The sequence below is a fragment of the Asinibacterium sp. OR53 genome, from assembly GCF_000515315.1.
GTDB lineage: Bacteria > Bacteroidota > Bacteroidia > Chitinophagales > Chitinophagaceae > Sediminibacterium.
Window position 1 is genome coordinate 1,481,385 of the sequence record NZ_KI911562.1, and the last position, 14,700, is coordinate 1,496,084.

Annotated in this window: 14 protein-coding genes; 6 read left to right on the forward strand and 8 right to left on the reverse strand. The window is 46.3% G+C overall.

From position 1 onward, the window contains the following. Window positions 1–55: 55 nt before the first annotated feature. From SEDOR53_RS0106700 to SEDOR53_RS17295, 8 genes are all read right to left on the reverse strand, one after another. Window positions 56–721, reverse strand: coding sequence for a FadR/GntR family transcriptional regulator (locus tag SEDOR53_RS0106700; protein WP_026769034.1), 666 nt, complete (start codon window positions 719–721; stop codon window positions 56–58). 89 nt (window positions 722–810) lie between these two features. Next, window positions 811–1,059, reverse strand: coding sequence for a hypothetical protein (locus SEDOR53_RS0106705; protein WP_026769035.1), 249 nt, complete (start codon window positions 1,057–1,059; stop codon window positions 811–813). A gap of 77 nt (window positions 1,060–1,136) precedes the next feature. Beyond that, window positions 1,137–1,529, reverse strand: coding sequence for a DUF1634 domain-containing protein (locus tag SEDOR53_RS0106710; protein ID WP_026769036.1), 393 nt, complete (start codon window positions 1,527–1,529; stop codon window positions 1,137–1,139). Then, complete coding sequence (locus tag SEDOR53_RS0106715) at window positions 1,526–2,356, reverse strand: sulfite exporter TauE/SafE family protein (RefSeq protein ID WP_026769037.1); 831 nt, start codon at window positions 2,354–2,356, stop codon at window positions 1,526–1,528. Before SEDOR53_RS0106715 ends, SEDOR53_RS0106710 begins: the two co-directional genes overlap by 4 nt. Window positions 2,357–2,369: 13 nt before the next feature. Then, window positions 2,370–2,969 (reverse strand): DUF1080 domain-containing protein, encoded by a 600-nt coding sequence (locus tag SEDOR53_RS0106720; protein WP_026769038.1) that lies wholly within the window; start codon window positions 2,967–2,969, stop codon window positions 2,370–2,372. A 15-nt stretch (window positions 2,970–2,984) separates the two neighbouring features. After that, window positions 2,985–4,316 carry a Gfo/Idh/MocA family protein gene (locus SEDOR53_RS0106725; RefSeq protein WP_026769039.1) on the reverse strand — a complete coding sequence of 444 codons (1,332 nt, stop codon included), beginning with the start codon at window positions 4,314–4,316 and terminating at the stop codon, window positions 2,985–2,987. 24 nt (window positions 4,317–4,340) lie between these two features. After that, window positions 4,341–5,324, reverse strand: coding sequence for a formylglycine-generating enzyme family protein (locus SEDOR53_RS0106730; protein ID WP_026769040.1), 984 nt, complete (start codon window positions 5,322–5,324; stop codon window positions 4,341–4,343). A gap of 67 nt (window positions 5,325–5,391) precedes the next feature. After that, window positions 5,392–6,336 (reverse strand): FAD:protein FMN transferase, encoded by a 945-nt coding sequence (locus SEDOR53_RS17295; protein ID WP_051416528.1) that lies wholly within the window; start codon window positions 6,334–6,336, stop codon window positions 5,392–5,394. A 75-nt stretch (window positions 6,337–6,411) separates the two neighbouring features. Here SEDOR53_RS17295 and SEDOR53_RS0106740 point away from each other — a divergent pair, with 75 nt between their 5' ends. Genes SEDOR53_RS0106740 through SEDOR53_RS0106765 form a run of 6 tightly spaced genes read left to right on the forward strand, consistent with a single transcriptional unit; the run spans window position 6,412 to window position 14,663 of the window. Further along, window positions 6,412–7,341, forward strand: coding sequence for a hydroxypyruvate isomerase family protein (locus SEDOR53_RS0106740; protein WP_026769041.1), 930 nt, complete (start codon window positions 6,412–6,414; stop codon window positions 7,339–7,341). Between the two features lie 57 nt (window positions 7,342–7,398). Further along, window positions 7,399–8,073, forward strand: a complete 675-nt coding sequence (locus SEDOR53_RS0106745) for a response regulator transcription factor (RefSeq protein WP_026769042.1) — start codon at window positions 7,399–7,401, stop codon at window positions 8,071–8,073. Next, the gene (locus SEDOR53_RS0106750; protein ID WP_026769043.1) at window positions 8,073–9,356 is read left to right on the forward strand and encodes a sensor histidine kinase KdpD; all 1,284 of its coding nucleotides are present in this window, start codon (window positions 8,073–8,075) and stop codon (window positions 9,354–9,356) included. Before SEDOR53_RS0106745 ends, SEDOR53_RS0106750 begins: the two co-directional genes overlap by 1 nt. A gap of 56 nt (window positions 9,357–9,412) precedes the next feature. Continuing rightward, window positions 9,413–10,666 (forward strand): TolC family protein, encoded by a 1,254-nt coding sequence (locus SEDOR53_RS0106755; RefSeq protein ID WP_026769044.1) that lies wholly within the window; start codon window positions 9,413–9,415, stop codon window positions 10,664–10,666. 5 nt (window positions 10,667–10,671) lie between these two features. Further along, window positions 10,672–11,610 (forward strand): efflux RND transporter periplasmic adaptor subunit, encoded by a 939-nt coding sequence (locus SEDOR53_RS0106760; RefSeq protein WP_037360716.1) that lies wholly within the window; start codon window positions 10,672–10,674, stop codon window positions 11,608–11,610. A gap of 8 nt (window positions 11,611–11,618) precedes the next feature. Further along, window positions 11,619–14,663 (forward strand): efflux RND transporter permease subunit, encoded by a 3,045-nt coding sequence (locus SEDOR53_RS0106765; RefSeq protein ID WP_026769046.1) that lies wholly within the window; start codon window positions 11,619–11,621, stop codon window positions 14,661–14,663. Window positions 14,664–14,700 lie beyond the last annotated feature (37 nt).

Here is a 14,700-nt window from a genome sequence, read left to right on the forward strand (position 1 = left end):
GAAGGCGCGCAGATCGTTTGGGTTTAGTATGGATGGTTTCTCTAATTATTTTATGCTATTGAACCGGCTGTCCGGTAATCTTCGCGGCACATTGCCAGGATTTTCTCGGGTCCTTATCAATAATATTTTGCAGGAGGTCGGCATGCGCTTCATGTACATTCAGGAATGCACTGGTGTCGCTGAAGACTTCCTGGAAAGACTTTTCGATTTGAGCGGCAATGGTTTTGTAGAGGTCTGCCAGTATATCGTTTTTGGCAGCTTCTGCAATGCTGATATGGAATTGGATATCGGCCGCGATACAGGCGGCAATCTCATTGTTGACAGCAGCTTCGTATCTTTTTTTGAGGAACCGGGTCATCTGGGTAATGTCTTTCTGCGTCCGGTTGAGCGCTGCTTTTTCGGCGATTTTCAATTCCAGCAGTTGCCTTACTTCCTGTAAGTCGGGACCTTTTGCATTTTGCAGGCGTTCATACCAGGGAATACAGGTTCCATGCTGTAATTCAACGAAAGTGCCGAGTCCCTGCCTTACACGCAGCAGCCTGGAATTAACGAGTAACCGGATGGCTTCGCGTATGGTGGAACGGCCAACGCCAAAAAGCTCCATCAGCTCCGGCTCGGTAGGCAGCTGGTCGCCAGCCTTGTATTTTCCCGAGGCGATCTGCTGTTGCAGCTTGGAGGCCACTTCATCGCTGAGACAATATTTTTTAACGGGGGTCTGCACTAATCATCATATCATCTGATGATTAAAGGTATGGTATATTTTATAACCGGGACAAATCCTCTCCCTGCAAAAAGATAAATGGTGCTGTGTTAGTTTTTTGGAGGGAGGTATTGTTGGCGTACGATGGCCATCAATTGACCGAGGTTTGCAATATTGGCTGCATCGTTGTCGGATATATGGATATGCCAGTTTTGTTCAACGGCATTCAGCAAATAAGCTTTCTCCCAATCGGTCATGTCGAGGTCTTTCTGAAGATCGGTTTTGTCGGAAATTGAAACCGGGTAGATATTGAGTTTCCTTTTGAGTAAATGCTGGATACTATACACTAGGCTTTTCATGATCTTCCAATTTTGAGTGATTAATAAATACTAGAAGACCAAAAACATTGCCAAGTGTTTATTAACGAGGTGTTAAATTAGCCACCCAGGCCGCTGAACATGCCAAAGAGGATGATGCACAAAACGATCAGTGTGATGATCACATAGAGTTTGTCTTTTTCAATGGCGAAGGCCAGCACAGAGAATGCAATCCTTAAAATGGGTGTTGCAATCAACAGTACAACTGCGAGTTGTATGATGGAAGCACCATCGAATGCAGCCACTCCATGCAGGATGCCGGATAAATACCTGAACTGCGCCGCAGCACCGTGAAATGTTTTATAATCGGGTATTTCGTGTACCTGTTGTAAATACAATATGCCTCCCAATAGCGCTACTGTTGCTGAAAGGAACACGCCTGCGCGCAGCCATTTGCCTATCATGCGCTCCATATCGCGTTGCTGCCAGTATTGAGAAGAAAACCAATTCATAGTTTATGTGTAATGCCGTTATAGATCATTTCAAAAGCCATCAATCCAATAACGATGCTGAATAATATGCGCAGCCATTTAACCTGTGCATTCATCAATATCTTTGATCCTGCCATGGCACCCAGTAAAACACCGATGATGGCCGGTAAAGCGAGTCCCGGTTGTATATATCCTCTTTGCAGGTAAACAACTGCGCCCGCCGCCGTGGTAACGCCCACCATGAAATTACTGGTGGTGGTAGACACTTTAAAAGGTACGCGCATCATGATGTCCATGGCCACGACCTTAACCGCGCCGGAGCCAATGCCCAGGATACCGGAAAGAATACCCGCAAGTGTCATGATCAAATATCCCCCGAATACATTCCGGACGCCATAACTTACCATTCCTTGTTTTGAAGGATAAGTTCCGCCCATTTTTAGTTTGGCTGCAAAAGGAGAATTGACGGCGATATGTTCTTCCTGCTTGCGCAGGGTCATCACAGCAGAGAACAGGAGCACCAATCCGAAAAGCATGGCAACAAAATGCGTGGGAATCAGTATAGCCACCGCCGCACCAATGATCGCTCCTGATGTAGTGGCAATTTCCAGGAACATACCAATGCGTATGTTGGTAATACCCTCTTTGATATAAGCTGCCGCCGCCCCGGAGGAAGTAGCAATGGAAGCAATCAACGATGTGCCGATGGCGTAACGGATATCGTACCCGAATCCCAATGTTATCAATGGTATCAATACTACGCCGCCTCCTAGTCCGGTTAGCGCCCCCAACATGCCAGCACAAAAAGCGCCTAAGAGTAAAATGAGGGTAAACAATGCCAAACTCATGGGTACGAAGGAATTATTTAAATTCTTCGATTTTCAGGTTGCGCCATCTCACTTTAATACCGCCACCATCGTGGATTTGCAGGGCAATAAACCCTTCGCCCTTGCCTATCTTTTCATCCTTGATATGGATCATCTCATGCCCGTTAAGCCAGGTGGTAACCTCGTCGCCAATGGCAGTAACCTTCATGGTATTCCACTCACCCATCTTCAGCCACTGTTCGTCTTCCGGCTTGGGTTTGATGAGCCAGCCACGTCCATAAGACTCATAAATGCCGCCGGTGTGCAGGTTGGGAGGCACCACTTCGGCCTGCCAGCCGCTGATCTTGGTGCCTTCAATAGAAGAACGGAAGAATACGCCGCTGTTGCCATTGGCTTCCTGTTTGAATTCTACTGTTAAAGTAAAGTTCTTATACGCTTTGTTGGTAGACAAGTATCCGTATTGTTTATCCGGTCCGCTTTCGCAGATCAGTTCGCCATGATCTACATACCATTTCTCTGTTCCGTGAATGGTCCAGTTGTTGATGTCTTTTCCATTGAAGATGGGAACAGCCTGTGCCTGTGCATGATGAAATGAAAGGATGGCAAACAATACCAGTATGCTTATTTTTTTCATAGTTGGTTTTGCTATTTAACTGTACTTGGTTACGCCGGGAATGGCAACGGGATAAAATCCATCTGCATTGGGCAATACAGGCGGAGTGGCGGCGAAATCATATACTTTGGGATGCAGATCCAATCCTGAATTCAGCGCCTTATCCCATTCAATGACCTGTCCGCTGTACGTGGCCATTCTTCCCAGGATAGATGTCATGGTACTCTTGGCACCTCTTTCCGCATCGGCAAATTGGTATTCTCCTTTTGCGATAGCGGCAAAGAGTTCATCGTGCTCGGTCTGGTAAGGGTTGTTTTCTGTTTTCCTGTCGAACTGGTAAATGGTATTGCCTTTTGCATCGGTGATCCTGCCGGCGCCACAACGGATACGGCCCTTGGTGCCCACTAATAATTCATCCACGCGGCTCATGGTGCCGGGAATATGACGGCACTGGCTGTTCAATAAAGAGCCATCGGCGTATTCGAATTCAACATAGTGATGATCGAAAATTTCTCCATTGTCTTTTCCCTTGCGTACCTGGCGGCCACCCATACCCTGGGCTTTCACCGGGTAACCTTCTTTGAACCAGTTGATCACATCGAGGTTATGGATATGCTGCTCGGTAATATGGTCGCCGCAAAGCCATACGAAATAATACCAGTTACGCATCTGATATTCCATTTCTGTCTGCTCAGGTTTGCGGGGCCTCACCCATACGCCATCATTGTTCCACCAGGCTTGCGCAGAAACGATATCGCCTATTTCATCTTTACGCTTGAACAGTTCGCGGTAAGAGTTCTGGTAACGCCTTTGCAGGCCCACCACCACATTCAGTTTCTTTTGTTTTGCAATGGCAGCGGTGGCCAGTACTTTTTGCACACCTGCGGGATCGGTAGCCACCGGCTTTTCCATGAACACGTGTTTGTTCTGTTTGATGGCTTCATCAAAATGAATGGGACGGAAACCGGGAGGAGTGGCGAGTATCACCACATCGGCCAATGGGATGGCTTTGAGGTAAGCATCGAAGCCGGTGAATTTTCTTTCTTCCGGCACGGTGATGCGGTCTTTGATGGCTTTGTTGCCGGATGATTCGGCAGTTTTGATGAGGTTGTTCAAACACCTGTCGAGGTTATCCCGGAAAGCATCGGCCATGGCCACCAGTTGCACATTTTGTTTGCTCATGAGGGCCTGCATGGCGGCACCGGTACCGCGGCCTCCGCAACCGATCAATACTATTTTAATAGCATCGTCGGAGCCAGAGAAAAAATTGGCATTGGAAAGCAATGGAGCAGCCATCATGGCGCCGGCCAGTGTGGCTGTTTGTTTAACAAATTTTCTTCGTGAGTTCAGGTAAGCATCGTTGTTCATATGGTAATTTTTAAAGGATGATGGTTATTGTGAAAGATAAGTTTTAAAAAAGGCTTCTGCTTGTTCAGGTGTTGGTTGCTGTAATGGCCGTACAATACGGAAACCCACTGCGGCTGCATCGGTGAGCCACCATTTACTTTTGGGTATCTGCGGATCGCGGCGGTTCCAGGACGGATCTGATTTGAAACGCGTAGCGCTGCGCAATGCATCCGCTTCGGTGTCATAACCCCCGCCTTTCAAAGATTTCGGATACACCGATTCGTTCGGCTTTTCAAGGGGATCTTTTTCCTGGTTGTTGATATGTTGATAGTAATCCCCTTCGTAATGATCGAGGGTCCATTCCATCACATTGCCCAGCATATCATAAATGCCCCAGGCATTGGGCAGTTTTTGTCCCACTTTATGAAATTTATCATCACTGTTCTCTTTGAACCAGGCATAATCTTTCATCTTGCCTGCATCATTGCCATAATAATAAGCGGTATTGCTGCCGGCGCGGCAAGCATATTCCCATTCGGCTTCGGAAGGCAACCGATAGAAGATGCCGGTTTTCTGGTACAACCACTTGCAATACATGAGTGCGCAGTATTGCGACATACTGTTGGCGGGAAAGCCACCTTCCTTGCCCATGCCCAGGCTGAAATCGATGTACTGCGGACTAGGCCTGGTAACGGCGTCCACATCTGAATTCTGACTGGTGGTTTCGTCTTTGAGGAACACATCGAACTCATCACGGGTTACTTCGTACACGCCGATCCAGAAAGCAGAAACACCTACTTTATGCTGCGGACCTTCATCGCTATGCCGGTGCATTTCGGTAGCCGGACTACCCAGTGAAAATTCACCCTGGGGTACCGGCACCATTTTAAACTTGAGTAAAGAACCCGGAACAGGTTGTTCATAAGGTTTGAATGCAACGATATTGTTTTGTGTGCTGGCGGGCAAATAAGAAAGTATGCCCAATACCAGGAATTTTGTTTGCTTGGTTCTGTCTTTTCCTGAATTCATGATGATATGGTTCGCAAAATCGTTTTTTAAGGCCGTTCAAGATAGTCAATTATTTCACGAACAATTGTTAGCTATGGTGCCAAAAATCAGGGAAACGGCCGGCAATATGGGTAATGATTTTTCCTTCTTTCAATTCAGTGATGAGAAAAGAAGCGTCCAGGCTCGTTGCCAGCGCTCTTGCTTCAGGTACCGGCAATATGCTACAAGCGGTGGCCAGCCAGTCGGCCTGAGACGCATCGGTTGCCACCACGGTCACATTCTTTTGTTCGGTAATGGCATAGCCGGTGCGGGGATCGATGATATGTGAATATTTTTTTCCGTTGTGAACGATGTATTGATAAGCATCGCCCGAAGTGGTTACGGCTGCATGACAGAGCGATAATTTTTTCGGCATCAGCAATGCTGTATGCTCCGGAATGGTAATACCCACGATCCATCCATTTTTACCGGGTGGCGCATCACTCATAACCATATCGCCGCCCGCATCTACCAATGCCTGCCGGATACCTGATTGGGTCAACAATTGCAGCACTTCCCTGGCAATATATCCTTTGGCAATACCTCCGAAATCGAGTTCCATGCCTTTGAGGGTGAGGTTGATAGCCTGTTTGGTTGTATCAATCTGCATTTTATCGAATCCGGTAAGCAACCATTTCTCCCGGATAAGTGAGTCGTTGGGAAGCTTTTTATCTTTCCTTGCCTGCCGCCAGCATTTGGTGAGTGGTCCGGCCGTGATATCGTAGGTCTTCTTGCTTTGCTCCCATGCTTTGGAAGCTTTGAGCAGCAAATCCATCATAGGCGGGGAAACCGGCTGCCAGCCATTGCCGGCATGCGCGCAGAGTTTACTCAACTCACTATTGTCGTCGTAATCACTGAAGATCATGTTGTACTTGTCTACCAGTTCAAAGCAGGAAACTGCCAGCTCATGGGCCCTTTGTTCATCGTCTGCAAAAAAAACAATCCGGAAAGGAGAACCCATTTTAGGTTGTGTATAAGAAAACTTTTGAAACATATAGCTTTGAGAAAAGCAAACGGAAGTTTTGTAATTATAAAGTTTCCGGTAAATTTAGCAACAAATATCCATCCCATGCTTCGCAGAAAATTTATGCAACAGGGTTTGCTGGCAAGCGGCGCTTTGCTCACTACCAGTGAAATGTTTGCCTCCGAGAAAAAAAACAATACCAACCAGCCGTTGGAAGAAAAACCTTTCCATTGCAATTATGGTATCCACGACGGCATGTTCCGTAACCATGCCGGTAACGATTTCATCGACCAGATCAAATTCGCGTACAACCTGGGTTTCCGGGCCATTGAAGACAATGGTATGATGAACCGCAGTCCCGAGATGCAGCAAAAGATCGGCGACACACTGGAAAAGTTGGGCATGACCATGGGTGTATTCGTGAATGTGTTCGACAACTGGCCCTTACAAACTTCCATGTGCAGCGGAAAAAAAGAATGGCGTGATAAGTTCATTGAATACTGCAAAACTTCAATAGATGTGGCTAAACGCTGCCGTGCCAAATGGATCACCGTGGTACCGGGTAATTACGATCGCAGCCTGCCGGAAGGCATTCAAACGGCCAATGTAATTGAAACATTACGCAGGGGGGCAGAAGTACTGGAACCGCATGGACTGGTAATGGTACTGGAACCTCTGAGCGATACGCCTGATCTTTTTTTACGGCATACAGACCAGACCTATGCGATTTGCAAGGCTGTTAACAGCCCGGCCTGTAAGATACTGTTCGATATGTACCACATGCAACGGAATGAAGGGAATATCATCAGCAATATCAATAAAGTTTGGGATGAGATCGGTTATTTCCAGATTGGGGATAACCCTGGCCGGAAAGAGCCCGGCACAGGAGAAATGAATTACCACAATATCTTCAAGCATATCTATAACAAGGGATACAAAGGGGTGCTGGGCATGGAACATGGAAATGCGTTGCCGGGAAAAGAAGGGGAACTGGCGCTTGTGAAAGCATACCGGGCAGCAGATGATTTCCTGTAGCCGTTTCTTCAGTTTTTGCTCAGTATCGGGTATTTACTTTGTTCAAACGAACCGGTTTTGAAAATACTGATCATAGAAGACGAGCCCTCTCTGAACAAGAGCATGGTGGATTACCTTACACAGCAGCAATACCTCTGTGAGTCGGTAACAAAATATGCCGATGCGCTTGAGAAAATAGAACGGTATAACTATGATTGCATTGTGCTGGATATTATGTTACCCGGAGGCAATGGCCTGCAGTTGCTGGAACAGCTGAAAGCCAACCAGAATACAGACGGGGTCATTATTATCTCTGCCAGGAATGAATTAGACGATAAGATCACGGGCATACAACTGGGTGCCGATGATTACCTCACCAAGCCCTTTCATTTACCGGAATTGAGTGTGCGCATCGCCGCCATCATCAGGCGGAAAAACCTGCAGGGCAATAACCAGCTGCAGTTTCAAGAGATCTGCATAGATATAAAAGGGAAAACAGTTACTGTTAACAATGACCCATTGGTACTTACGAGAAAAGAATATGAACTGCTGCTCTATTTTGTGATCAATAAAAACCGGATACTTTCAAAAAACGCTATCGCTGAACATTTGTGGGGCGATGATATGGACATAGCCGATAACCACGATTTCATCTACACACATATCAAAAACCTGCGCAGGAAAATGATACAGGCAGGTGCAGGCGATTATATACAGAGCGTTTACGGAATGGGCTATAAATTTTCGGTGTAATGAAATTGTTTACAAAGTATAACCGCATCGCCATCACCACTTCTGTGATCATTTTCATGGCAGGCAGCTTTGCATTCTATTTAACGTTGCGCTATGTGATGATCAGGCAACTCGATGAAGTGCTCAGGACCGAAAGAGCGGAAATTCTTCAATACCTGAACGAGCACCATGAACTGCCGGAAATGCTTAACACAAAAGACCAGTGGTCGGTCGTGCGCCGGACAACACAGCCATTGGAACGAATGGTATTTGCAACGGAAAAAGGAATCAATCCGCACGAGCATGAAAAAGAGTGGATGCGGAAAATACAGTTCACACTACAGGTGCACGATGAACTCTATGAGATAGCCATTTATAAATCACAGGAGGGTACCGATGATATGATCAAGCTGATCATACTGATTGCCATTGTGATGATCGCCCTCATACTATTAGCCGGTAATCTTATCAATCGAACCCTTCTTAAAAAATTATGGAAACCTTTTTATCATACGATCGATACCATCAAAGAATACCAGCTTACGCAGGACAAAGCCTTGCGTCTTCCCGGAACGGGTGTTGAAGAATTTACATTGCTGAATGCCAGCGTGAGCAATATGACGGAAAGAGCGCAGCATGAATACCAGGTGTTGAAAGAATTTACAGGCAATGCCGCTCACGAAATGCAAACGCCATTGGCTGTTATTGCTACGCATGCAGATGCCCTGATGCAGGATGAACAGTTGTTGCACCGGCATGCTGCATCCATTGCCAGTATCGAGCAATCAGTGGGTAAGCTGGCGAAGCTGAACCAGTCATTGCTGCTGCTGGCAAAGATTGAACATGGCCGTTTTGAACTGAACCAGGAAGTGCGATGGGATGAATTGTTGCAACAAAAGCTGAATGAATGGCAGGAACTGATCACAGGACAGCACCTGAAAGTGTCACTGAGTATTGTTCCGGTTGCTACGGTGTTTCACGAACACCTGGCAGATATTGTGATCAGCAACCTGTTGAACAACAGCATACGTTACAATATAGCCGGCGGGCATATTGCCATTACATTGAACCAGGAAAGCTTTTCCATTGCCAACACTTCTTCATTATCTTCACTGGATACCTCGAAATTGTTCAACCGTTTTTTCCGTCAATCCGGAACAGGCCCGGATGGCAATGGGTTGGGCCTTTCGATCATTAAACAGGTGTGTGGGCTTGCGCATTACCGGATCAAGTATCGTTATACCGATCAACAACATGTATTTACCATTTTTTTCAGCAACTCAGACAAGCCTTCAGATTTTTGACAGAATTGGCTGTGAGATTTGCAGTAAAATAGGATAAATTTTAAATAAATTAGGCAATGCGGGTGAAGATCATACAAGGCCTTTTGGTAGTCATGCTGATAGCTGGTTATCGTAATCTTTCTGCTCAGTCGAAAGACCTGGATTATTATATTGGGTCGGGCATCCAAAAGAGCCCGTTGTTGAATGATCTCAGGAACCAGTCGCGCAGCACGGCTATCGACAGTATGCGCATCAATGCCGGATACAAGCCACAGGTAATGGGTGTCAGCAACAATTTATATGCCCCTTCTATTGGTGAATGGGGATATGATAATGCCATTACCAATGGCGGCACATTCAGCCAGCTGATTACAGTCAATAAACGATTGGTAGGTAAAGAGAATCTGCAAAACCAGTACGAAGCCGTTCGATTGGCGAAAGAATCGCTTGCTATATCCGGAAAAGTGACCGAACAGGACATCAGAAAAGCCATTACCAGCCAATATATTGTTGCTTACGGTATTTACCTGCAATACAGTTTTAATAAAGAAGTACTGGAGTTATTGGGTAGTGAAGAAGTCATCCTGAAAAAATTGACAGAGCGGAATATTTACAGGCAGACCGATTACCTCAGTTTCCTGGTGACCATGCAGCAACAGCAACTACAGCTCAACCAACTCAGGGTGCAGTTCGAGAATGAGTTTGCATCATTGAATTACCTGAGTGGTTTACAGGATACCGTGTTTGCCGCTATACCTGCTCCGAACATCAGCCTGGCGCCTCCGCCGGAAATTGAACAAACAGTATTTTACCAGCAATTCAGGCTCGATAGTTTGAAATTGAAGAACAGCGATGCGCAGATCGATTTCTCGTATAAACCTAAATTGAGCCTGTATGCCGATGCGGGGCATTCCAGCACTTTTGCTGTAGATCCGTATAAGAATTTCGGAACCAGTTTTGGGGTCAATCTTTCCGTTCCCATCTACGACGGCAGGCAGAAAAAAATGCAGCACGATAAGATAGCTATTGCCCAGCAAACCAGGCAGCAATACCAGGAATTTTATAAAACACAATTCGATCAACAGATCCTGCAATTGCTGCAACAGCTGCGATCAGCACAGGAACTGATAGATCAAACTTCCACCCAGATCAGGTATACCCAGGCGCTGATAGAAGCCAACAGGAAATTACTGGAAACCGGCGATGTGCGAATGCCGGATTATATCATTGCCATTGGCAATTACCTCGCAGCCAGGAACAGCAGTGCCCAGAATATGATCTATAAACTTCAATTGATTAACCAGATCAATTACTGGAACAGAAAAACCTAATCAAGATGCGTCATAGAATTGTTCATTTGATGTTGATCGTTGCCTTAACGGCAGGCTGCCATACCCAGCAGGATACACAGGATAAGAAAGAAGGGCCGGCTGAAGCCCGTTTGGCTACAGAAGGTACGCCGGTTACCGTTACAGGCGTTACGGTTGGCGCCATGGAGGAAACAGTGGAAGTGAATGCCGTATCGGCTTTTCAACTCAAAACCTTTATCAAAGCAAATACCAATGGTTATTTACAAACAGTGAATGCACGCCTGGGCAGTTATGTTGAAAAAGGGCAGGAGCTTTTTGTACTCAAAACAAAAGAATCACAAACCCTGGGCAACACGATTAAGATACTCGACAGTACGCTGCATTTTACCGGTAACATGCACATCAAATCGCCCGGCAGCGGTTATATCACACAACTCAATTACCAGGCAGGAGATTATGTGCAGGACAATGAACAACTGGCAGTGATTACCGATACCAGGAGTTTTGTTTTTCTGCTAGACCTTCCTTATGAATTAAAACCATACCTGGCCGCGAACAAGAGCCTCAAGTTGCGGTTGCCCGATGGCACCGTGCTGGATGGTTATGTTGCTAACGCCATGCCTACTGTAGATGCAGTTTCGCAAACGCAGAGTTATGTGATCAAAGTGAACACCAATAAATCCATTCCTGAAAACCTGATAGCCAAAGTAAGCCTGGTGAAATCGGCGAAAGGAAATATTACCTCGCTTCCCAAAGCTGCCGTGCTCACCGATGAGGTACAAAGTCATTTTTGGATCATGAAAATGACCGACAGTGTTACGGCAGTAAAAGTGCCTGTGCAGAAAGGAATGGAGAATGCAGACCGGGTGGAAATCATTGCTCCGCGCTTATCACCAGCCGATAAAGTGTTGCTCACTGGTAATTACGGGTTACCCGATACCGCAAAAGTCTCCATCGTTAAATAACAGTTTGTATGCGCAGTTTTTTCATCAGCTATAAGAATCCGCTCAGTGTGATCATGGTGATCATCCTGCTGGGAGGAATGTTTGTTTACAGTAAAATGCAGACTGCGCTTTTTCCTGAAATTACTTTCCCCAAGATCAAAATCATCGCAGATGCCGGCCAGCAACCGGTAAAGAAAATGATGATCACGGTTACCCGGCAATTGGAAAATGCGGTGAAACAGGTGCCCGATCTGCAAAGCATCAGGAGTACTACCAGCAGGGGCAGTTGTGAGATATCGGCTTTTATGGACTGGAAGGCCAATATCGATATCAGCCAGCAACGCATCGAATCAAAGATCAACGAGATACGCAATAACCTGCCACCGGATATACAGATATCCGTTGAGCGGATGAATCCTTCTATCCTGCCTGTTATCGGCTATTCACTGGAAAGTAAAACGCGGTCGCCGATAGACATGAAGCTGCTGGCCATGTACACCATCAAACCTTTTTTATCACAGGTGGAAGGTGTATCGGAGATCAGGGTTATTGGCGGTAAGATGAAAGAATACTGGCTGGTGCTGAATGTACAAAAGATGAGCACATTGGGTATTACACCCGATATGGTCACCACATCATTGAACCAAACGAATTTTATTAAGTCGAACGGTTATTTGTCGGATTACCGGTTGCTTTACCTCACTGTTACCGATGCTTCTGTAAGTTCGAAAGAGCAATTGTCGAACCTGGTGATCAGTAACAACGGCAAACGGATCGTGTTGCTGAAAGATATTGCGAATGTGCAGATACAGGAAGCCAAAGAATACATCAAGATCAACGCCAATGGTCGCGACGGCATCTTATTGGCAGTGATCAAACAACCGAATGCCAACCTGGTAGACCTATCTGATAAAATGGATGCCAAGCTCAAAGAGTTGCAAAAAATCCTTCCCCGAGATGTATCGATACAACCTTATTATATACAGGCCGATTTTGTAAAAGACTCTATTAAAAGTGTAACAGATAGTTTGTGGATAGGGCTGGCGCTGGCCATATTCGTGGCAATCATTTTCCTGCGATCACTGAAAGCCAGTACGGTGATTCTCTTCACCATACCCGTTACCTTGTTGCTTACCCTGATCGTATTGTATGCAACGGGTCAAACCCTGAACATCATGACACTTGGCGCCATAGCAGCAGCCATCGGTTTGATCATTGACGATGCCATTGTGGTAATGGAACAGATACACCGTACGCATGAAGAACATCCGGAGGAACCCAGCGGCCCGCTGGTGCAAAAAGCTATTCGCTACCTGTTACCTGCGATGGTGGGTTCATCGCTCAGCACGATTGTTATATTTCTTCCGTTTGTATTGATGAGCGGCGTAGCAGGCGCATATTTTAAAGTGATGACAGACACAATGATCATCACATTGATCTGCTCTTTCTTTGTTACCTGGCTCATACTCCCGGTGATCTACCTGCTGTTTACACGAAATCCTTTTGAGGTGAGCGCCAGCCAACGAAAGATCAAACCACATTCGGTGAAGAACCAGCGATGGGTGGGCTTTTTTATTACCAGGCCTTACCTGAGTCTTGTGATCGTGGTTATGCTGGCAGCATCTGTCCTTTATATTTTTCCCAGGTTGGAAACGGGTTTCCTGCCGGAGATGGATGAAGGCAGTATTGTGCTGGATTACAGTTCTCCGCCCGGTACTTCGTTGGAAGAAACAGACAGGCTATTGCATGAGGTAGAAAAAATATTAGTAAAAGTACCGGAAGTAGCAGCGTATTCCAGGCGAACCGGTACGCAGATGGGATTCTTTATCACCGAACCCAATCGCGGCGATTACCTGATACAGTTGAAGAAAAATCGTGACCGCTCAACCGAAGACGTGATCAGCGATATCAGGAAAAAAATAGAAGCCACACAACCTGCACTGCGTGTTGATTTCGGACAGGTGATCGGTGATATGCTGGGCGACCTGATGACCTCCGTGCAACCCGTTGAAGTGAAAATATTCGGTAACGACCAGCTCAAATTGCAGCAGTTGTCCAAACAGGTAGCAGGTATAGTAGGACAAGTGAGCGGCACAGCAGATGTATTTGATGGCATTGTGATTGCAGGCCCTTCTATCGATGTTACACCTAACGCAACCCAACTGGCGCAGTATGGGATTACGCCGGCCGGTTTGCAATACCAGTTGCAAACTTCACTGGAAGGAAACACGGTGGGCACTGTGTACGACAAAGAGCAGTTCACCAATATCCGTTTGTTATACCCCGGAAGCAGGCAGTTAAGTGTAGATGATATGCATAAAATACCGGTATTCCTGCCGAATGGAAAGCTAAAACCCATTCATTCACTCGCATCTGTTGCCCTGAACACAGGCGAAGCAGAGATACAAAGGCAGGATCTTCAGTCGATGGGTGTGGTAACAGCCCGGCTGGAAGGGCGTGACCTGGGAAGTGTGATCAAAGACATCCAACAAGCAGTGGGAAGCCAGTTATCATTACCGCAAGGATACGCTATCGTATACGGCGGATCTTATGCAGAACAACAGCAATCGTTCAAAGAATTGCTGGTGATATTGATCACAGCGAGCCTGCTGGTATTCGGCGTGATCCTGTTCCTGTTCAAGGATTTCTGGATATCACTCATCATTCTGCTGATTGCTGTATTGGGCATATCGGGTAGTTACATGGGACTGTATTTCACACATACAGCGCTGAACGTAGGCAGCTATACAGGGTTGGTGATGATCGTAGGTATCATAGGTGAAAATGCCATCTTTACTTTTTTGCAGTTCAGGGAATCGTATAAGCATACACACAATGTGAATGAATCACTGATCTATTCCATCTCTACCAGGCTGCGGCCTAAACTCATGACGGCGTTGGGAGCCATTATTGCATTAATGCCTATTGCACTGGGCATTGGCACCGGTGCGCAATTGCACCAGCCATTGGCCATTGCAGTGATCGGCGGCTTTATTGCGGCATTGCCACTGTTGCTGATTGTATTACCCAGTCTCATCAGGCTACGGTATTATAAGACGCCACAAAAAATCTGAGCCGGCCCGGAACAAAAAGGATGAAACTGATTAACTT